General features: G+C 76.5%; 18 protein-coding genes and 2 pseudogenes. 11 read left to right on the top strand and 9 right to left on the bottom strand.

Going from position 1 to position 19380, the window contains the following annotated elements; genetic code table 11:
- Positions 1-146: 146 nt before the first annotated feature.
- Both RKE29_RS01745 and RKE29_RS01740 read right to left on the bottom strand, forming a co-directional pair.
- Positions 147-323: pseudogene (locus tag RKE29_RS01745) on the bottom strand (HAD family hydrolase); the annotation flags it as partial.
- 339 nt (positions 324-662) lie between these two features.
- Entirely contained in the window at positions 663-2087 is a 1425-nt protein-coding gene (locus RKE29_RS01740) for a glycosyltransferase 87 family protein (RefSeq protein ID WP_312003176.1), read from the bottom strand.
- 114 nt (positions 2088-2201) lie between these two features.
- On the opposite strand from RKE29_RS01740, the gene RKE29_RS01735 reads away from it, so the two are divergent.
- Entirely contained in the window at positions 2202-3341 is a 1140-nt protein-coding gene (locus RKE29_RS01735; RefSeq protein ID WP_312003175.1) for a molybdopterin-dependent oxidoreductase, read from the top strand.
- Positions 3341-3802 (top strand): hypothetical protein, encoded by a 462-nt coding sequence (locus RKE29_RS01730; protein WP_312003174.1) that lies wholly within the window; start codon positions 3341-3343, stop codon positions 3800-3802. Before RKE29_RS01735 ends, RKE29_RS01730 begins: the two co-directional genes overlap by 1 nt.
- Here RKE29_RS01730 and RKE29_RS01725 read toward each other — a convergent pair.
- The 3 genes and pseudogenes from RKE29_RS01725 to RKE29_RS01715 form a co-directional block, all read right to left on the bottom strand.
- Positions 3784-4485 (bottom strand): class I SAM-dependent methyltransferase, encoded by a 702-nt coding sequence (locus tag RKE29_RS01725; RefSeq protein ID WP_312003173.1) that lies wholly within the window; start codon positions 4483-4485, stop codon positions 3784-3786. The genes RKE29_RS01730 and RKE29_RS01725 overlap by 19 nt on opposite strands.
- Positions 4482-5105, bottom strand: coding sequence for a DUF2064 domain-containing protein (locus RKE29_RS01720; protein WP_312003172.1), 624 nt, complete (start codon positions 5103-5105; stop codon positions 4482-4484). Before RKE29_RS01720 ends, RKE29_RS01725 begins: the two co-directional genes overlap by 4 nt.
- A gap of 302 nt (positions 5106-5407) precedes the next feature.
- A pseudogene (locus RKE29_RS01715) lies at positions 5408-6055 on the bottom strand (glycosyltransferase family 2 protein); the annotation flags it as partial.
- 322 nt (positions 6056-6377) lie between these two features.
- On the opposite strand from RKE29_RS01715, the gene RKE29_RS01710 reads away from it, so the two are divergent.
- Both RKE29_RS01710 and RKE29_RS01705 read left to right on the top strand, forming a co-directional pair.
- Complete coding sequence (locus tag RKE29_RS01710) at positions 6378-7070, top strand: response regulator transcription factor (protein ID WP_312003171.1); 693 nt, start codon at positions 6378-6380, stop codon at positions 7068-7070.
- A gap of 2 nt (positions 7071-7072) precedes the next feature.
- Positions 7073-8206 carry a HAMP domain-containing sensor histidine kinase gene (locus RKE29_RS01705; RefSeq protein ID WP_312003202.1) on the top strand — a complete coding sequence of 378 codons (1134 nt, stop codon included), beginning with the start codon at positions 7073-7075 and terminating at the stop codon, positions 8204-8206.
- On the opposite strand, the gene RKE29_RS01700 is transcribed toward RKE29_RS01705, so the two are convergent.
- On the bottom strand, positions 8184-9371 hold the full coding sequence (locus tag RKE29_RS01700) for an NAD-dependent epimerase/dehydratase family protein (RefSeq protein ID WP_312003170.1): 1188 nt from the start codon (positions 9369-9371) through the stop codon (positions 8184-8186). The two genes, RKE29_RS01705 and RKE29_RS01700, sit on opposite strands and share 23 nt — an antisense overlap.
- Positions 9372-9587: 216 nt before the next feature.
- Here RKE29_RS01700 and RKE29_RS01695 point away from each other — a divergent pair, with 216 nt between their 5' ends.
- From RKE29_RS01695 to RKE29_RS01670, 6 genes are all read left to right on the top strand, one after another.
- Positions 9588-10055 carry an excalibur calcium-binding domain-containing protein gene (locus RKE29_RS01695; RefSeq protein WP_312003169.1) on the top strand — a complete coding sequence of 156 codons (468 nt, stop codon included), beginning with the start codon at positions 9588-9590 and terminating at the stop codon, positions 10053-10055.
- Positions 10056-10198: 143 nt separating this feature from the next.
- Positions 10199-10636 carry a hypothetical protein gene (locus RKE29_RS01690; protein ID WP_312003201.1) on the top strand — a complete coding sequence of 146 codons (438 nt, stop codon included), beginning with the start codon at positions 10199-10201 and terminating at the stop codon, positions 10634-10636.
- 5 nt (positions 10637-10641) lie between these two features.
- Entirely contained in the window at positions 10642-10893 is a 252-nt protein-coding gene (locus tag RKE29_RS01685) for a DUF3817 domain-containing protein (RefSeq protein WP_312003200.1), read from the top strand.
- 286 nt (positions 10894-11179) lie between these two features.
- Complete coding sequence (locus RKE29_RS01680; RefSeq protein ID WP_312003199.1) at positions 11180-12526, top strand: MFS transporter; 1347 nt, start codon at positions 11180-11182, stop codon at positions 12524-12526.
- Between the two features lie 115 nt (positions 12527-12641).
- Positions 12642-13316, top strand: coding sequence for a response regulator transcription factor (locus tag RKE29_RS01675; protein ID WP_312003168.1), 675 nt, complete (start codon positions 12642-12644; stop codon positions 13314-13316).
- A complete protein-coding gene (locus RKE29_RS01670) occupies positions 13316-14791 on the top strand; it encodes a HAMP domain-containing sensor histidine kinase (protein WP_312003167.1) in 1476 nt (491 codons plus the stop codon). Before RKE29_RS01675 ends, RKE29_RS01670 begins: the two co-directional genes overlap by 1 nt.
- Before the next feature lie 89 nt (positions 14792-14880).
- On the opposite strand, the gene RKE29_RS01665 is transcribed toward RKE29_RS01670, so the two are convergent.
- From RKE29_RS01665 to RKE29_RS01655, 3 genes are all read right to left on the bottom strand, one after another.
- Entirely contained in the window at positions 14881-15906 is a 1026-nt protein-coding gene (locus RKE29_RS01665; RefSeq protein WP_312003166.1) for a TAXI family TRAP transporter solute-binding subunit, read from the bottom strand.
- The gene (locus tag RKE29_RS01660; RefSeq protein ID WP_312003165.1) at positions 15903-16595 is read right to left on the bottom strand and encodes a GntR family transcriptional regulator; all 693 of its coding nucleotides are present in this window, start codon (positions 16593-16595) and stop codon (positions 15903-15905) included. Before RKE29_RS01660 ends, RKE29_RS01665 begins: the two co-directional genes overlap by 4 nt.
- Positions 16596-16660: 65 nt before the next feature.
- Positions 16661-17965 carry a CoA transferase gene (locus RKE29_RS01655; RefSeq protein ID WP_312003164.1) on the bottom strand — a complete coding sequence of 435 codons (1305 nt, stop codon included), beginning with the start codon at positions 17963-17965 and terminating at the stop codon, positions 16661-16663.
- A gap of 233 nt (positions 17966-18198) precedes the next feature.
- Here RKE29_RS01655 and RKE29_RS01650 point away from each other — a divergent pair, with 233 nt between their 5' ends.
- Positions 18199-19374 (top strand): acyl-CoA dehydrogenase family protein, encoded by a 1176-nt coding sequence (locus RKE29_RS01650; RefSeq protein ID WP_312003163.1) that lies wholly within the window; start codon positions 18199-18201, stop codon positions 19372-19374.
- Positions 19375-19380: the final 6 nt, after the last annotated feature.

Here is a 19380-nt window from a genome sequence, read left to right as displayed (position 1 = left end):
AAGCCGCGCGCCCCCAGCAGCCGGGCCGGGCACAGCGCGGCCCAGTCCCACGCGTCGGCGGCCCCAACCGCGACGAGCCAGTACATCAACTGCCCGGCCGGGTCCAGGATCACCGCCCCGGTCTACTGGCACTCCGTTCACCGCGTCACTCCGGGGCGGAGCAGACGGAGGGCGTCGGCATTGTCGCGGCCCTCGGCGACCACCGCGCCGACCAAGGCGGACAGGGTGTGCCGAGGAACCTTGAGCCAGTCCGCCCAGACAGCCCAGAAGTTGTCGTCACGAACCAGGGTCTCGCCGATGTCGAGCACGATTGCACGGTTCACGAACGCAGGCTACGGCTCCGTGCCGGGAGGGCGGCGGCGCAGTGACGGGCTTGGTCACTCTGCGGAGAAAGTCGCGGCCACAGTCCGGTCCGCCAGGGCGGCGTAAGCTGGACGTTGGCTGAAGGGGCATCACTCTCTCGGGGACGTCGTCGCCAGGTACCCGCGAATGCAACCGAATGAAAACGCCCTGGTGCGCATGTGAAGCCGCAGGTCAGGAAGTGTCGTCCTCGCGAGCGCGAGGATGGTCCGATCACCCTTCCCCCGATCTGGCGGACGATCGTGTCGGCCCCGCGAGCGCGGGGATCGCCCTCGTCAACGCCCGCTCACCTACAGGCCCCCTCACCCCACCCCGACCCGCGCCCGGTCCCTCGCCCCGCTGCTCGCCGACGTCCGCCCGAGCCCCCGGCCCCGTACCCGCCGCAGCCCCCACCCCGCCGCGACCGCCCCCGCCGCACCCGCGTAAGCGAGCGTGCCGACCGACGCCCGGTCGGTGAAGGCCAGGGCCGTGACGTACGACGCGGCGCCGGCCACCGCGACGCCGAGCCACTCCCAGCGGCCGTCCAGCGCCACCAACGCCACCAACAACAGCGCGTACCAGGAGTAGCCCGGGGTGAGCAGCAGGAAGGCCGTGCCGGTGACCAGCAGGGCGCCGGTCCAGGGGCGTTCCGGGTCGCCGCGCCACAGCACCCGTACGCACACCGCCAGCATGACGGCGGCCACGACAGGGACGGCCCACGCGTCGGGGAGGAGCAGGCGCAGCAGCGCGTAGCGGTTGCCGGCGGACGCCTCGCCGTAGCCCTCTTCCTCGACGTAGCCGCCCAGGTAGCCGAGGACCGAGCCCTTCGAGACGAGGACGTACGGGAGGTAGGTCACCGCCACCACCGCCGCCGCGGGCAGCAGTACCGCCGCCGCGTCGCGCGTGCGCCGTACGCCCGCGAGGGCTCCCGGCAGGACCACGGCCGGGAGGAGTTTCGCGGCGATGGCCGCGCCGAGCGCGGCTCCTCCGGCGGGTCTCAGGGTCCGTGCCACGGCCGCCAGGCCCGCCACCGCCAGCAGGACGCCGAGCACGTCGGCGTGGGCGTTGTTCACCGCCTCGACCGGGACGGCCGGGCACCAGGCCCAGTACGCGGCGGTGCGCGGGTCGCCGCGGCGGCGCAGGGTGGCGAGCAGGACGGCGGTGACGGCGACCGACAGCAGTGCGCCGCCCACTTGGAACGGTTTCAGCCGGGCGCCGGGCGGGGACAGCGCGTGCACGCCGTAGAAGTACGCCTCCGCGACCGGCGGGTAGATGGTGTGCACCCTGGGGCGGTTCAGGCGGGTGCAGTGCGGGCCGGGGACGGTGGAATAGGACGGGACCGGGGCGCGGTCCGGGCCCTGGCAGGCGGCGCCGTGCGGGAAGAGCCAGTCGTCCCGCAGGCGCGCCAGCTCGCGGTCGGCCGGCGCGTGGTCGTACGGGGAGATGCCCGCCGCCTGCACCCTGCCGTCCCAGGCGTACCGGTAGGCGTCCGTGCTGGTGCGCGGCTGCGCGACCAGGCCGGTCGCCGCCACCGCCGCCGACCCGGCGAGGATCAGCGCCGCCGCCTGCCGCGCCGGCACCTTCCGCAGCGACCAGGCCGCGGCCGCGAACAGCAGCCAGCAGACCGCGTACCAGACCGACAGCCGTCCCGGGTCGGTGCGGTAGTCGTGGTGGCGGATGGTGTGCGCCAGTGCGGCGGTGAGGGCCGCCAGCAGGGCGGCGGGCAGTAGCGGGAAGGGCCTGAGCACCGTGCCAGCCTCGCAGCCGCCGCCTCCGGGCGGGCCGCGCCGGGGCCCGGCGTCCGCGTTTCGTAAGGACTTCGCGGGCCCTGCGGCGGGGTTCCGCGCGGTGTCATGGGGCGCATGGAATCTCCTGGTCCGACCTCGCTGCTTCCGTTCCGCGGCCGTCTGCACGACGCCCGGACCGCGACGTCCATCGGCCGGTGGCTGGGCCTGGCCGTCGTGGTCTGCTTCGTCACCGGGCTGGTCAGCCACGTGCTCCAGCACCCGCCGCACCCGGTCGCGGACGCGCTGCCGACGCGGCCGGTGTGGGGCTACCGGTTCACCCAGGGCCTGCACGTCGCCAGCGGCACGGCCGCCGTGCCGCTGCTGCTGGCGAAGCTGTGGGCCGTCTACCCGCGGCTGTTCGCGTGGCCGCCGGTGCGGTCCGTGGCGCACGCGTGGGAGCGTGTCTCGGTGGCGGTGCTGGTCGGGGGCGCGGTGTTCGAGCTGTTCAGCGGGCTGCTGAACATCGTGCAGTGGTATCCGTGGCCGTTCGCCTTCGTGCCCGTGCACTACGCCGTCGGCTGGCTGTTGGTCGGGGCGCTGCTGCTGCACCTGGCCGTCAAGTGGCCGGAGATACGGGCGCACTGGGGGCGGCGGTCGGCGGGGACGGTCCGGCTTCCGGCCGCCGACGAGCCGGACCGGCGCTCGCTGCTGGCCGGGGTCGCGGCGGCGGCCGGGGCGGTCACGCTGGCCACCGCGGGCCAGTCGTTCACCCCGCTGCGGCGCCTGGACCTGCTGGCCCCGCGCCACCCGGACCACGGCGCGCTGGGCGTGCCGGTCAACCGGACGGCGGCGGCCGCGGGCGTGGCGTCCGTGCGGGAGGGGGACTGGCGGCTGACGGTCGACGGCCCGGTGCCGTACGAGCTGAGCCTGGCCGAGCTGGGCGGGTGGCCGCAGCACGAGGCGCGGCTGCCGATCGCGTGCGTGGAGGGGTGGAGCGTGTCGGCCCACTGGTCGGGCGTACGGATCCGGGACCTGCTGGAGCGGGCCGGGGCGCCGCCCGGGGCGCGGGTGCGGGTGGTGTCGCTGGAGCGGCGCGGCGCCTACCGGGTGACGGAGCTGGGCCGTTCGTACGCGCGTGACCCGCTGACGCTGCTCGCGCTGCGGCTGAACGGGCACGTCCTGTCCCCCGACCACGGCTATCCGGCGCGGATCATCGCGCCGAACCGGCCCGGGGTGCTCCAGACCAAGTGGGTCAGTCGGCTGGAGGTGCTGTGATGGTCCGGTTCGGGGTCGGCGCGCTCGGCGCCGTGTCGATGGGGGTCGGTGCGTGGCTGGTCGCCGGTACGGGCAGCGTGCGGGACGTGGCGGTGTGGCTGGGCGGGGCCGTGGTGCTGCACGACGCGGTGCTCGCCCCGCTGGTGCTGGGGCTGGGGCTGCTGCTGGGCCGGACGGGCGGCCTGGGCGGCGGTGAAGCGGGCGGTCAGGGCGGCGGCCTGGCGGGCGGCCTGGGCGGCGGGCGGGGGCTGGTGCGGGGGGCGCTGGTCGTCGGGGGGTCGCTGACGCTGGTGGCGCTGCCGGTGCTGCTGCGGCCCGGCGCCCGCGCCAACTCCTCGGTGCTGCCTTTGGATTATGTATCCAATTGGCTGCTGGCGCTCGCGGCCGTGGCGGTTCTGGCCGTTCTTCTCGGCGTCACGCGCGCGGCGGTACGGGCGGTCCGTCAGCGGCGGCGCAGCTGAACGAACCGGCGCTCCCCCGCCCGCCACCGGTCGGCCGCCGCCCAGCCCGCTGCCGCCGCGTACCCGAGCAGGGCGCGGGTGCCGACCCGGGCCCAGGGGAAGGCGGCGCCGCGCGCGCCCCGGCCGTCGACCACCCGCACCTCGACGCGCTCGTCGACCTCCGTGACCGCGGTCTCCACGATGGCCGTGCCGCCGGGGGCGGCGAGTCGGGCCGCGCGCGCCAGCAGGGCCGCCGGGTCACCGCCGATGCCGATGTTCCCGTCGACCAGCAGGACGGCGCCCCACCGGCCCTCGCCCGGCAGCGGGTCGAACACCGAGCGGCACAGGGCGGCTCCGCCCTCCCGCAGCGTGCGGTCGACCGCCTCCTGGCTCACGTCGACGCCCAGCGCGGGGCGGCCGAGCGCCGCCAGGGCCGCCACCAGGCGCCCGGGCCCGCAGCCCACGTCGAGCACCGGCCCCTGGCAGCGGGCGAGCACCGTGGCGTCGGCGCTGTCGGGCGCCGCGCACCAGCGCTCCACCTCCAGCGGCAGCAGCCAGCCGTCGCCGCGCCGCAGGAAGAGCGGGCCGCGGCCGGTGCGCAGGGCGGCGGCGTACGGGTCGGCTCCCCGCCAGGCCCGTGCGGCATCTCCAGCCAACCGGCGGTCCGGCCGCTCCGCCGGTCCGGCGGTCCTCGGCGCGCTCATCTGGCGGCGACCCGGGCCAGCGCGGCGTGCGCGGCGGCGAAACGGCCGCCGCGCGCCAGGCCGGCCACCTCCCGCGCGTCGGCGGCGGTGTCGACGTCCCGCAGCACCGGCAGGTCCCGCACGGCGAGACCGGCGTCCAGCAGCCGGCGCCGCTGCACCGCCCCTGTCTCGGGTACGGACATGGGCACGCCGCGCAGCAGTTCCGGGTCGGGGGCCTTGAGCCCCAGAGCCCAGAACCCGCCGTCGGCGGCCGGGCCGAACCACGCGTCGCAGCCGCCGAAGTCCAGCCCGGAGGCGAGCAGTGCGGGGGTCACCTGCGGGGTGTCCATGCCGATCAGCAGCGTCGGCCCGGCGCACTCCGCGAACGCCGCGGCCAGCCGCTCGTCCAGCCCGCCCGGGCCCTGCGGCAGCACCGTGAAACCGGGCGGCAGCCAGGGGCCGGGAGCGCCCGCGAGGGCCAGGACCCGGTGGTCGGCCGGGGTGTCGAGGACGGCCCGCAGGGTGTCGGCGAGCGCCGCCTCCGCCAGCCGGGCGGCCTCCCACGGCGTGAACGGCGGGCACAGCCGGGTCTTGACCCGGCCCGGCACCGGTTCCTTGGCGATGACCAGCAGGGTGCTCACCGGGCCCGGCCTCCGGGGGCGGAATCGCCGTCCCGCGCGGGGCGGCGGTCGGGTACGGGAGGGCGTACGGTCGCGGGCCGGTGGCTGGAGGCGGGCCGGTCGCTGGGGGCCGGCTCCTGGCCGGGGGCGGGTGCGGGCTTTCGGGCCGGTGCGGGCTCGGCGCCCGGTGCCGGCTCGGCGCCCGGTGCCGGCTTCCGGTCGGGTGCGGACGGGCCGCGCGCGCCGTCGTCCGCCGCCACGCGCTGCCCGTCCACCCGCTGTGCCGACACGCGCGGCCCGTCCGCGCGCGGCACCACCGCCCGCGGCGGCTCCGCGAGCACCCCGCGCATGTCCCGCACCGCCTGCCAGGTGCCCCGCCAGGTGCCGGTGACCTTCGACCGGCCCGTACGCGGCAGGTACGGAACGTCCCGCTCGGCCACCCGCCAGCCGGCGTCGGCCGCCCGTACCACCATCTGGAGGGGGTAGCCGCTGCGCCGGTCGGTGAGGCCGAGCGAGAGCAGCGCCTCGCGGCGGGCGGCCCGCATCGGGCCCAGGTCGCGCAGGCGCAGGCCGGTGCGGCGGCGCAGCATCCGGGTCAGGGCCGCGTTCCCCGCGCGGGCGTGCGGGGGCCAGGCGCCGCGCGCCCGCGGGCGTCGGCGGCCGAGCACCAGGTCCGCCTCGCCCGCGGCCACCTGGGCGGCGAACGGGACCAGCAGCCCGGGGTCGAGCGAGGCGTCGCAGTCGCAGAAGCAGACGATCTCCGCCGTGGCCGCCAGCAGCCCCGCGTGGCAGGCGGCGCCGAACCCGCGCCGCGGCTCGGTCACCACGGTGGCGCCGAGGGCGCGGGCGAGGTCCGGGGAGCCGTCGGCCGAGCCGTTGTCCACGACGATCGCCCGCCAGCCGGCCGGAATCCGCGCCAGCACCCAGGGCAGCGCCCCGGCCTCGTCCAGGCAGGGCAGGACGACGTCCACCGGGGACGGGGAGGCGGAGGAGGGGCACGCGCGTGGTGCGGGGGACGGGGGCGAGGCTGCCGGGGGCGGGGTTCCGGGCGCCGTTCCTCGATCGGGCCCCGGGGCGCCCGGGGACCCCTTCCGGTCCGTCGCCGGTGCCGTCCGGGCCGTCTGAGCCGTCCGGGCCGTCTGAGCCGTGCGCGTTGTCGAGTCGGTCACGGCCCTCACCGTACGAAGCCGGACCGGCCGTACGGGCCTGCGAACTCCTTACGAAACGCGGACATCGCCGCCCGTCCCGCCCCGGGCCGCGCCCCGGGCGCCGCCCCGGTGCGACGCTGGACGCATGCGACACGTCCTCATCGTCGACGACGACCCGACCGTCTCCGAGGTGGTCGCCGGATACCTGGAGCGCGGCGGCTTCGCGGTGCGCCGGGCCGCCGACGGCCCGGCCGCCCTCGCCGCGGCCCGGGACCGGCGCCCCGACCTGGTCGTGCTCGACCTCATGCTGCCCGGCATGGACGGCCTCCAGGTGTGCCGCGAGCTGCGCGGAATCGGCCCCGTACCCGTGATCATGCTGACCGCGCGCAGCGACGAGGAGGACCGCGTCCTCGGCTTGGAGCTGGGCGCGGACGACTACGTGACCAAGCCGTTCAGCCCGCGCGAGCTGGTGCTGCGCGTGGAGTCCGTGCTGCGCCGCGCGGTGCCCGCCCCGCGGCCGGGGCCGGTGCTGCGCGCCGCCGGCCTGGAGGTGGACCCGGCGGCCCGGCGGGCCACCAAGGACGGGCGGGAGGTGGCGCTGACCCTGCGGGAGTTCGACCTGCTGGCGTTCTTCCTGCGCCACCCCGGGCGGGTCTGGGACCGGGAGCGGCTGATGCGGGAGGTGTGGGGCTGGGAGTTCGGCGACCTGTCGACCGTGACCGTCCACGTGCGGCGGCTGCGCGGCAAGATCGAGGACGACCCCGCGCGCCCCCGGCTCATCGAGACCGTGTGGGGCGCGGGCTACCGCTTCGGCCCCGTGGCCGGCGAGGCGGTGTGAGCGTGCGCGACCCGCTGCTGATCGCCGGGTACGCGTTCGCGGGCGCGGCCGCCGCCGGGCTGCTGGGGGCGGGCGCGCTGCGGATGCTCAGGCGGCGGTCGGTCGCGGCCTCGCTGGCCGTGGTGGCCGCCGTGGCGGTCGGGGCGATGCTCGCGGGCACGCTCGCCGTGGCGTGGGCGATGTTCCTGTCCTCCCACGACCTGACCGTGGTCACGACCGTGGTCGCGATGGCCGCGGTCGTGTCGCTGCCCACCGCGCTGCTGCTCGCCCGCCGCGTCGTGCTGAACTGCCGCGAACTCGCACTCGCCGCCCGCGACTTCGGCGACGGCGGCGCGTTCCGTCCGCCCGGCCGACCGGCCCCCGCCGAACTGGCCGCCCTCAGCCGCGAGCTGGCCGCCGCGGGCGCGCGGCTGGCCGCGTCCCGGGAGCGGGAGCGGGCCCTGGAGGACTCCCGCCGCGAGCTCGTCGCCTGGATCTCGCACGACCTGCGCACGCCGCTCGCCGGGCTGCGGGCCATGTCCGAGGCGCTGGAGGACGGGGTCGTGGGCGACCCGGCCCGCTACCACCGGCAGATGCGCACCGAGGTGGACCGGCTCAACGCCATGGTCGGCGACCTCTTCGAGCTGTCCCGCATCCACGCCGGCGCCCTGACGCTGAGCCCGGCGCGGGTGTCGGTGTACGACCTGGTGGGGGACGCGCTGGCCGGCGCCCGCCCGCTCGCGCGGGAGCACGGTGTGCGGCTGGTGGACGGGCGGGTCGAGGCCGTGCCGGTCGAGGTGGACGGCAAGGAGATGACGCGCGTCCTGGCGAACCTCCTGGTGAACGCGATCCGGCACACGCCCGCCGACGGCACGGTCGCCGTCGCCGCCGAACGCCGCGCGGACACCGTCGTGCTGTCGGTCACCGACGGCTGCGGCGGCATCCCCGAGGACGACCTGCCGCGCGTGTTCGACACCGGCTGGCGCGGCACCCGGGCCCGTACCCCGCCGGCCGGCGCCGGCCAGGGCCTCGCCGCGGGCGCGGGGCTGGGCCTGGCCATCGTGCGCGGCATCGTGGAGGCCCACGCGGGCCGCACGGACGTGGCGAACGTGGCGGGCGGCTGCCGCTTCCAGGTCACGCTCCCCGCAGCCCGCTGACCGCGAACTCGGCCATCCCCTCCGCGAAACCCGTCTCCGGCTTCCAGCCCAGCTCCGCCCGCAGCCGGCCGGAGTCGGCGGTGACGTGCCGTACGTCCCCGAGCCGGTACTCGCCGGTGACCAGCGGGGGCGGGCCGCCGTGGGCCGCGGCGAGGGCGGCCGCCATCTCGCCGACGGTGTGCGCCTGGCCGCTGCCGGTGTTGTAGGCGGTGAGGGTGCCGGGCGGCGCGGGCGGGCGCGGGGACCCGCCGAGTGCCGGGCGCTCCGCCGACTCCGCGCGCTCGGCGGGCGCTTCGGGCTTACCGGACGCCGTGGGGCCCGCGTTCGGCCCGGGCTCCGTCGCCGTCCCGGCCGCCGCGGCCTCCAGGGCCTCCAGGGCCTCCAGGGCTACGGCGTTGGCGGCGGCCACGTCGCGTACGTGCACGAAGTCCCGCCGCTGGCCGCCGTCCTCGAAGACGCGCGGCGCCTCGCCCCGGGCCAGCGCCGAGCGGAACAGCGCGGCCACGCCCGCGTACGGGGTGTCGCGCGGCATCCCGGGCCCGTACACGTTGTGGTAGCGCAGCGAGAGGGCCCGGCCGCCGGTGGCGCGCGCCCAGGCGGCGGCCAGGTGCTCCTGGGCGAGCTTGGTCGTCGCGTACACGTTGCGCGGGTCGGCCGGGGCGTCCTCGCCGACCAGGCCCGGCGTCAGCGCCGCGCCGCAGCGCGGGCAGCGCGGCTCGAACCGGCCTGCCCGCAGGTCGCCGACCGCGCGCGGGCCGGGCCGTACGGTGCCGTGGCGCGGGCAGTCGTAGCGCCCCTCCCCGTACACGACCATCGACCCGGCGAGCACCAGCCGCCCGATCCGGGCCTCGGCCATGGCGGCGAGCAGGACGGCCGTCCCCAGGTCGTTGCAGCTCACGTACGCGGAGGCGTCGGCGAAGCCCTTGCCGAGCCCGACCATGGCGGCCTGGTGGCTGACCGCGTCCACGCCGCGCAGCGCCCGCCGCACCGCGTCCGCGTCCCGCACGTCCGCGTGGATGCACTCCGCGTCCGGCGGCGGTGGCGGCTCGTGGTGCGCGCTGGGGAGCAGGGCGTCCAGCACGACCGGCTCGTGCCCGCGCGTGCGCAGGGCGTTGACGACGTGCGAGCCGATGAAGCCCGCGCCTCCGGTGACCAGTACCCGCATGCGGCCGACGCTAGGGCCCCGCGCGGGCGGCGGACGCCGCTTCCGGCGGGCACGTCACGGACCCGTAAGGACTCGGGGCGCGCGGGCGGCGGGGTGGATCGGGCTGGAGTCGATCACGTGGTCACGAATCTGTCACATCAATCGCGCGCGACCTTCACGGAGTTCACAAGAACACTACGGTCGTCTCATCCGCACATCGTCATCAAAGAGTTGATTATGAACGTACCGAACAATCCGCCGGTCATACCCCGCCCCGCCCCCAAGTGGGCGCGCAAGCGCTACGTCCTGCCCGTCGTCGCCCTCGCCTTCGGCCTGGGCATCGGCGCCGGCGCGGCCGACGGCTCCGACGACTCGAAGACGTCGGCGGCTCCCCGGCCCGCCCCGACCGTCACGGTGACCGCGACCGCGACCGTCACCGCCGCGCCGAAGCCGGCGCCGACCGTGACCGTGACGGCCACGAAGACCGTGACCGTCACCGCCCCGGCCCCGGCTCCCGCCGAGAGCGACGCCGACGTCAGCGACGACAGCGGATCGGACAGCGGCGGCTCCGGCTCGGGCGGCGGCTCCGCGTACTACTCCAACTGCTCGGAGGCCCGCGCGGCGGGCGCGGCACCCCTCTACCGCGGCGAACCGGGCTACGCCGGGCACCTCGACCGCGACAGCGACGGCGTCGCCTGCGAGTGACGGCCCGGGGCCTTCCGGACGGGCCCGGCGGCGGCTACCCGACCGGCAGCCGCGCGCACTGGCGGCACGCGCGGGCCGACGACGCCACCGCCACGTGCGACATCGCCGCCAGCGCGGCCGCCAGGGCCGTCAGGGGCCACTGGGTGGCCAGGGCCGAGGTCGCGGTGAGGGTGAGGGCGGCCAGGCCGATCGCCGTGGCCGCCTCGCTCTTCCCCCGCTGCGCCACGCGCGAGCGGGCCCCCGGCGGGGAGGCGGCGGACGCCACGGCCGCGCTGCTGCACCGGATATGCCGCGGCTACGCCGTCGTCGGCGTGGCCGTCCCCGCCTTCGGCGTCGCCACCGGGGCGCAGCTCGGCGTGCTCACCGACGCGTGGCTGGTGGCGTCCGTCGCGCTGACCGCGGCCGCCGCGGGCGTCCTCGCGCTGGCGATCCTGCCCCGGCAGCGGCTGCTGCTCGCCGGGGACGGGCAGCCCGGCCGGGCGGCGGCCCGGCTCAGCATGCTCACCGGCGTCTTCAACCTGCTGTGGGCGGTCGTCGTGGTCCTGATGATCGTCCGGCCCGGCTCGACCACGGGAGCGTGAACCCGGTGCGTACGCTGCGGATCGCCGCCGCCGTCGAGGCCGTCTCCCTCATTGTCCTGCTGCTCAACCTCGCCACCGTGCACGCGCGGGCCGTCAGCACGCTCGTCGGGCCGCTGCACGGCGCCGCCTACCTCGCCACCATCGCGGCCACCGCGTCCGCCACCGCCTCCACGGCCGCCCGCCGGCGCGCCGCCGTCCCGGGAGTCGGCGGGCTGCTCGCCCTGCGGCGGCTGGGCGGGCGAGGGGACGGGGGCTGAGCGGGCGGGGCACGGCGCGGTTCGCCGACGGGGGCCACAGCGCGTCAACGTTAAGCGGAGGTTAGATCTCAAACCTCCCGCTTGTCGGGAACTCCCGCCACGGTGAGTCTGCGATAACAGGGAGTGACACGGAGCCTTCCGTCCGGCTCCGTGTCCGCCCCGCTCCCGTCCCCGATCCCCGAGGAGACGCCCGGTGACCTCCACGCCGCACTCCGGCCCCGCGCCCGGCGCGCCCACCCAGGCGGCGCCCGCCCAGGCGGCGCCCGCGCGCAACCCCTGGAAGGCGCTGATCGGGGGTTCGATCGGCAATCTGGTCGAGTGGTACGACTGGTTCGTCTACTCCAGCTTCGCCGTCTACTTCGCCTCCGCCTTCTTCCCCAAGGGCAACCCCACCGCCCAGCTGCTCAACACCATGGGCATCTTCGCCGTCGGCTTCCTCATGCGCCCGGTCGGCGGCTGGCTGCTGGGGCGGCTGAGCGACCGTAAGGGCCGCAAGGCGGCGCTCACCACGACCGTCACCCTCATGTCCGGCAGCGCCCTGATGATCGCCGTCGCCCCGACGTACGGGCAGGTCGGCTACTTCGGCGCGGTCGTGCTGCTGCTCGCCCGGATGCTCCAGGGCGTCTCCGTGGGCGGCGAGTACGCGGCCAGCGCCACCTACCTCACCGAGGCCTCGGCCCCGGGCCGCCGCGGGTTCTCCTCCAGCTTCCAGTACGTGTCGATGACGCTCGGCCAGCTGTGCGGGCTGGGCCTCCAGCTGATCCTCCAGCACACGATGTCGGAGCACGCGCTGGACTCCTGGGGCTGGCGGATCCCGTTCCTGGTGGGCGCGGCGGGCGCCGCCTGCGTGTTCTACCTGCGGCGCAACCTGCTGGAGACCGAGGTGTACGAGGCGGAGACCGCCGCTTCGGGTACGCCCGCGGCCGAGCGGGGCACGCTGCGCGCCCTGGCCCCGTACCGCCGGGAGCTGGTGCTGGTGCTCGCCCTGACCATGGGCGGGACTGTCGCCTATTACACGTACACAACCTATCTGACCAAATATCTTCACAACACGGCGGGGATGAGCAAGGAGGACGCCACCCTGGTCAGCTTCTGCGCGCTGGCGGTCTTCATGCTGCTGCAACCGCTCGGCGGGCTGCTGTCGGACCGCATCGGCCGCCGCCCGCTGCTGATCGCCTTCGGCTTCGGCGCGACGTTCGGCAGCGTGCCGCTGATGACCGCGCTCGGGCACGTGTCCGGCTTCGGGGCCGCGTTCCTGCTGATGCTGACCGGTCTTGTCGTCGTCACCGGCTACACCTCGATCAACGCCGTCGTGAAGGCCGAGCTGTTCCCCACCCACGTACGCGGGCTGGGCGTCGCGCTGCCGTACGCGTGCGCGCTGGCCGTGTTCGGCGGTACGGCGGAGTACGTCGCCCTGTGGTTCAAGAAGGGCGGCATCGAGTCGGGCTACTACTGGTACGTGTCCGGCTGCGCCGCCGTGTCCCTGGTCGTCTACCTGACCATGCGGGAGACTCGGCACGTGGCCCTCTCGCGGACCGCCGCGCCGGAGACGCCCGGTGCGCGGGAGCCGGGCGAGGCCGCCGCGGGCCCGGCGGCCGGGGCACAGGAGCGGGAGCGGGCCGCGCGGACGTGAGCCCCTGTCCCCGGTGGCCGGGGGCCGGGGGTCGGTGGCCGGGGCCGGGAGCCGGGGTCGGTGCGGGCGCGCGCCGGGCAGGGCCGGGCAGGACCGGGGAGGGCGGGGAGGGCGCATGCGGGTGCTGCTGGTCGAGGACGACGACCGGCTGGCCGACGTCCTGGCCAGGGCCCTGGCCCTGCGCGGCCACCCGGTGCGGCGCGCCACCCGCGCCGACGACGCGCTGCGGCTGAAGACCGGCGTCGACTTCGTGCTCCTCGACCTCGGCCTGCCCGACCTCGACGGCCTGGAACTGCTGCGGCGGCTGCGGCGGGTGTCCGACCTGCCGGTCATCGTGGTGACCGCCCGCGCGGACGAGGGGACCGTCCTCCAGGGCCTGCGGTCCGGCGCCGACGACTACCTCGTCAAACCCTTCCGGATCGCCGAACTGCTGGCCCGTATGGACGCCGTCGCCCGCCGCGCGCGTGCCCGGCCCGACGCCGGTACGGGCGCGGCCGACGCCGTACGGGTCGGGGACGTGGCGATCGATCTGCGCACGCGCGAGGTGACCGTCGCCGGGCGGCCGGTGGCGCTGACCCGGCGCGAGTTCGACGTGCTGGCGCTGCTGGCCCGCGACCCGGGCGCGGTGCGCGGCCGGGAGGAGATCCTGGACGCGGTGTGGGGCGACGCCTACCTGGCCGTCTCCCGCTCGCTGGACGTGCATATCGCGCAGATCCGCGCCAAGACCGGTCGGCCGGGGCTGGTCCTGACCCTGCGCGGCACCGGCTACCGGCTGGGCGACGGGCGCTGATGCGCCGCCGCCTGTACCTGACGTACCTGGTCCTGATCGGCGCCCTGCTGCTCGCGCTCGCCGTGCCGCTGGGCCTCGCGTACGCCCAGAAGCGCACGAACGAGCTGCTGCTCGACCGGCGCGCGGACGCCACCCGGTTCGCCGAGCTGACGGACCAGGCGGTGCGGGAGGGGGAGCCGGCGGAGGGCGGGGACGGGGACGGGGGCGCGGGGGCGGGCGGGGGCGCTGATCCGCCGGGGCTCGGTGCGTCGGCGGCCGCCGGGACCTCCGACCTCGCCGCCGAGGCCCTGCGCTACGCCACGCTCTACGGCGCCGGTCTCCAGGTCCGCGACGGCGCCGGGTCCGTGCTGGTCACGGCCGGCGGCCACCTCGGCGGGCGGCGGGCGGCGGCCGAGGTGCGCCGGGCGCTGGCGGGGCGCACCACCGCGCGCCTGCCGCTGGTCACGCCGTTCGGGCCGCGGCACGCGGTGGTGGCCGAACCCGCCGGGCGGGACGCCCAGGTGATCGGCACGGTGCTGCTGGTGGCCCCGACCCGCGCGGCCCGCCGGGACATCGCCCTGGTCTGGCTCGCGCTGGGGGCGGGCGCGGCGGCCGCGTTCGCCGGTGCGGCGTTCGCCGCGCGCGCCCTCGCCCGCTGGACGCTGCGGCCCGTCGCCGAACTGGACGCGGCGACCGAGGCGCTGGCCGCCGGGCAATTGCACGCGCGGGCGCCGGTCAGCGGGCGCGGGCCGTCCGAACTGCGCCGCCTGGAGCAGCGGTTCAACGCCATGGCCGACGTGGTCGCCGCCGCCCTCGACCGGCAGCGCGCCTTCGTCGCCGACGCCTCCCACGAACTGCGCACGCCGCTCGCGGTCCTGTCGCTTCGGCTGGAAAACCTGCAACCGGAACTGAGGTCCCCCGACTCCGAGGAGTACGCACGGGCACTGGAGGAGATCGACCGGCTCGGCGCCCTGCTGGACGACCTGCTGGCGCTGGCCCGGATCGAGTCGGCGGCGCAGGTCGCGGCCGGACCGGTGGACGTGGTGGGGGAGTTGCGGCCTCGGCTGGAGGCGTGGGCGGAGGTGGCGGCGGCGGGCGGGGTGGAGCTGGCGGCGGGGCTGCCGGAGCGGCTGACGGTATTTTGTATATTGGATACAGTCGGCCGGATAGCGGATATCGCGCTCGACAACGCCGTCAAGTTCGTGCCGCGCGGCGGGCACGTGGGCGTCACGCTGTCCCGCGCGGGCGGCGAGGCCGTGCTACGCGTGGCCGACGACGGCCCCGGCCTGGCGCCGGACGAGCGCGCCGCCGCCCGCGGCCGGTTCTGGCGCTCTCCTCGCCACTCCAACACCGAGGGCAGCGGACTCGGCCTGGCCATCGCCGACGAGCTGGCCCGGGCCGCCGGCGGCACCCTCGCCCTGCTGCCCGCCGAGCCGCACGGCCTCGTCGTCGAACTCCGCCTGCCGCTGGGGGATTCGGCGGACGGTGGGCGCTGAGCTTTCCGGCGTGCCGGGCCTCCGGGCGTTCCGGGGCGTCCCGGTCGGGGCGCGGCCGCCGTACGGGGTGGCGCCGTACGGGCCGCCGGTCAGCCGTACGTGGCCCGGTAGTAGCGGACCGCGCCCGGGTGCAGCGGGACCGTGCCGGTGCCGATCGCGTACCGCTGGTCCAGGTAGCCGCCCGGCACCTCCGGCCCGGGCAGCCGGTCGCGGGCGTCGAACATCACGCGCGTGACCGTGTACGCCACCCGCGCGGGCAGGTCGCGGCGCGCCACCAGGTAGCTGGGCACGCCGACCGTGGGCACCTCGCTGGGCAGCCGGTAGGTGCGCGCGGCCACCGACACCGCGACGTACGGCGGCCCGTACCGTCTGCGCAGCGCGCGGGCGAAGCCCTCCAGCGGCACCAGGCGCACCGGCGTGCGCGCGGCCAGCCGGGAGATGGCGGCCGTGGGGATGGTGCCGCACCAGAAAATGGCGTCCACCTCGCCGCGCCGCAGCGCCTCCGCGGACTCGTCCAGGCCCAGCCGCAGGGCCCGTACCGGCCGCGCCAGGCCCGCCTCGGCCAGCACCCGGCCGGCGACGACCGCGGTCCCCGAGCCCTCCGCCCCGACCGCGACCCGGCGGCCCGCCAGGTCCGTCACCCGGCGGACGCGGGAGGCCGCGAGCACCACCAGGAGGGTGTAGTTGAGGTAGATCCGCGCCAGCGCCGTGACCGGCAGCGGGGCGGGGAAGCCGCCGCGGCCCGCGGCCGCGTCCGCGGCGCTGTCGCCGAGGGAGAGGCCGAGGTGGGCGGCACCGGTGCCGAGCAGGCGCAGGTTCGCCACACTCGCGGAGGTGTGCAGGACCCGTACGGACAGGCCGTTCGCGCGCCGGTCCACCTCCCGCGCCAGCCGCTCGCCGAACCGCGCGAACGGCCCGCCCGCCGGCCCGCTCGCCAGCGTGAGCCGCCGCTCGCCGTCCGGCCCGGAGCCGTCCGCGCAGCCCTGGGCGGCGGCCAGCGCGGCCAGCGGCGGGAGGGCGGCGGCCAGGCGGAGCGCGGCGCGGCGGCCGGGAGCGGGAGCGGCGAAGGAGGCGGGGGCGGCGAAGGGGGCGGGAGTGGGCCCCGGGGCGGTCATGCCGGGGGTTCGGGGCCGATGATCTCGCGCAGCCGGTCCACCGCGTGGTCGCGGTGCCGGTCGAGCCAGCGCACGGCGGCGTCCGCGACGCCGAACTCCAGCGCGTCGATCACCTCGCGGTGTTCGTGGACGACGCGCTCGCGGTTGTCGGACTCGACGTAGTACAGCGACCGGTAGGCGTCCGTGGTGTCCCACAGCGTGCCGATCAGCCGGACCAGCCGGGGCAGCCCGGACGCCTCGATGAGCGAGAAGTGGAAGCGGCGGTTGGCGGCGGTCATGGCCGGGATGTCCTCCGCACGGGCGGCCTGTTCGACCTCCGCCTGGGCCGCCTCCATCGCGCGCAGCAGCGTGGCGCGGAGCCCGGCGTCGTCGGCCATACGGGCGAACGCCGCGCGCACCGCCTCCTCCTCCAGCAGCTGCCGGATGCGGTAGATCTCCCGCAGGTCGGCCAGGGACAGCTCGGTGACGAAGTAGCCGCGGTGCGCGTGGTGGGCGACCAAACCCTCGGCCTCCAGCATCTTCAGCGCCTCGCGCAACGGCACCCGGCTGACGGTCAGCCGCTCGGCCAGCGCCACCTGCCGGATCGGCGCGCCCGGCCGCAGCTCCCCGCTGGTGATGGCGCGCCGCAGCTCGCCCAGGACGAACTGCTGAGCGGTCGGTGGCCGCCGCCTCGCCGCAGCGCTGCCCATCTCCTGCCACCTCTCTTGTCTTGCCTCGGCCGGGCCCGGCGTGCGGGGCCGACTGGGTCATCTTCCTACGTGGGGGCGTCGGACGCACCGGCCCGGCCCGTACCGTCGTCACGTTCGGCCGGTTCGGCGCGTTCCCGCGGTCCGGCGCCTTCAGTCGGATAGGGGAATCCGGACGGATCGGCGGCGGGCAGGCCGAGTTCGGCGAGTACGGCCTCGGTGTCCTCGCCGAGCCGCGGCGGCGCGGTGCGGTAGGCGGGCGGGGTGGCGCTCAGCCGGACGGGGTGGGCGACCTGCTCGGACGGCGCCGGGCGGCGGGGGTCGTGGACGGTGACCCGGGGGTCGAGGCCGAGCCGGTCGGCGAAGTCGAAGGCCCCGGCGATGTCGTTGATCGGGCCGCAGGGCACCCCGGCCGCGGACAGCTCGTGGAACCACTCGTCGGCGGTCCGCTCCGCCAGCAGTGCGGACAGCACCTCCAGGAGTTCGGCGCGGTGGGCGACGCGGGCGGCGTTGGTGGCGTAGCGGGGGTCGTCGGCCAGCTCCGGGCGGCCCAGCTGTCCGGCCAGCGCCCGGAACTGCCGGTCGTTGCCCACCGCGAGCGCCAGCGGCCGGTCGGCGGCGTCCAGCACCTCGTACGGAACGATGCTGGGGTGCCCGTTGCCCATCGCGCGCGGCACCATCCCGGCGCCCAGGTAGCCCGCCGACTGGTTGGTGAGCGCGGACAGCAGCGAGGTCAGCAGCGCGACCTCCACCCGCTGGCCCTCACCGGTGCGCTCGCGGTGGCGCAGCGCGGCGAGCACGCCGAGGCCCGCGTGCAGGCCGGTGATCACGTCGACCACCGCGACCCCGGTCTTGGTGCCCTGGCCGCCCGGCTCGCCGGTCATGCTCATCAGCCCGCCCGTGGCCTGGGCGAGCAGGTCGTAGCCGGGCAGGCGGGCGCCCTCGACGGCGCCGAAGCCGGTGATCGAGCAGTAGACCAGGCCGGGGTGGTCCGCGCGCAGCTCCTCGTACCCGAACCCGAGGCGGTCCATGGTGCCGGGCCGGAAGTTCTCCACCAGCACGTCGGCGCGGGCGACGATCGCGCGGGCGGTGGCCCGGTCGCGCTCGTCGCGCAGGTCGAGGGCGATGGAGCGCTTGTTGCGGTTGACGCCGAGGAAGTACGTGGCCTCGCCGGAGACGAAGGGCGGGCCCCAGGAGCGGGTGTCGTCGCCGGTCCCGGGCCGCTCTATCTTGATGACGTCGGCGCCGAGGTCGGCCAGCAGCATGGTCATGTACGGGCCCGCCAGCACCCGGCTGAAGTCGGCGACGACGACGCCGGACAGGGCGCCGGGGGTCAGGCCGGTGCCGTCCGGGTCCGGCTGGTCGGGTCGCATCCGGCTTCTCCCTCCGCCGCCCCTCGGACACCGCCCCCGGGGATCTTCGCTGGCTCTGCTGGGAACCTATGCAGGAGGGCGGCGGATAATCAATACTGGATACTGGATTTTGGATCCAATATCCATCATCCACCCGAGGGGCCGTCTACGCACCCCCTCACCACTCACCCCGACCGCCCGCCACCCCCACCGCCCGCCACCCGCGCGAGGCCGGCCCAGCCCGGAGGCCCGGAATGACGTCGTCGCCCGTCCACCCCTTCGACCTGCTCGCCATCGACGGCCTGCTCACCGACGAGGAGCGCGCGATCCGCGACACCGTGCGGGCCGTGGGCGACCGCGAGCTGCGCCCGCACGTCGCCGAGTGGTTCGAGCAGGGCGCCATCCCCGCCCGCGACCTCGCCCGCCGCCTCGGCAAGACCGGCGTGCTCGGCATGCACCTGACGGGCTACGGCTGCGCGGGCACCAGCGCCGTGTCCTACGGCCTGGCCTGCCTGGAGTTGGAAGCCGTCGACTCCGGCCTGCGCAGCCTGGTGTCCGTCCAGGGCTCCCTCGCGATGTACGCGATCTGGAAGTACGGCTCCGAGGAGCAGAAGCAGGAGTGGCTGCCGGGCATGGCGGCCGGCGAGAAGATCGGCTGCTTCGGCCTCACCGAGCCCGACGCGGGCTCCGACCCCGGCTCCATGCGCACCACCGCCCGGCGCGACGGCTCCGACTGGGTGCTCAACGGCACCAAGATGTGGATCACCAACGGCTCGGTGGCCGACATCGCCGTCGTGTGGGCCCGCACCGACGAGGGCGTCCGCGGCTTCCTGGTCCCCGCGGGCACCCCCGGCTTCACCGCCCCCGAGATCAAGCGCAAGCTCTCCCTGCGGGCCAGCGTCACCAGCGAACTGGTCCTCGACGACGTCCGGCTGCCCGCCGACGCGCAACTCCCCCAGGCCCGCGGCCTGTCCGGCCCGCTCGGCTGCCTCAACGAGGCCCGGTTCGGCATCGTCTTCGGCGCGATCGGCGCCGCCCGGGACTGCCTGGAGACCGCCATCGCGTACGCCCGGGACCGCACGGTCTTCGCCCGCTCCCTCGCCTCGTACCAGCTCACCCAGGCGAAGCTCGCCGACATGGCCCTCGAACTCGGCAAGGGCATGCTCCTCGCCCTGCACCTGGGCCGCCTGAAGGACGCCGGCCACCTCGCGCCCGAGCAGGTCAGCGTGGGCAAGCTCAACAACGTGCGGGAGGCCATCGACATCGCCCGCCAGTGCCGCACCATCCTGGGCGCGAACGGCGTCACGCTGGAGTACCCGGTGCTGCGGCACGCCAACAACCTGGAGTCGGTGCTGACGTACGAGGGCACCAGCGAGGTGCACACCCTGGTCATCGGCAAGGCCCTCACCGGGGAGGGCGCCTTCCGCTGACCGTCC

Origin of the sequence: Streptomyces sp. B1866, assembly GCF_031932565.1 — a bacterium.
In the GTDB taxonomy this organism is placed as follows: domain Bacteria; phylum Actinomycetota; class Actinomycetes; order Streptomycetales; family Streptomycetaceae; genus Streptomyces.
The sequence above is the reverse complement of the archived record's forward strand: the minus strand, read 5'-3'. Positions and strand labels throughout refer to the sequence as shown.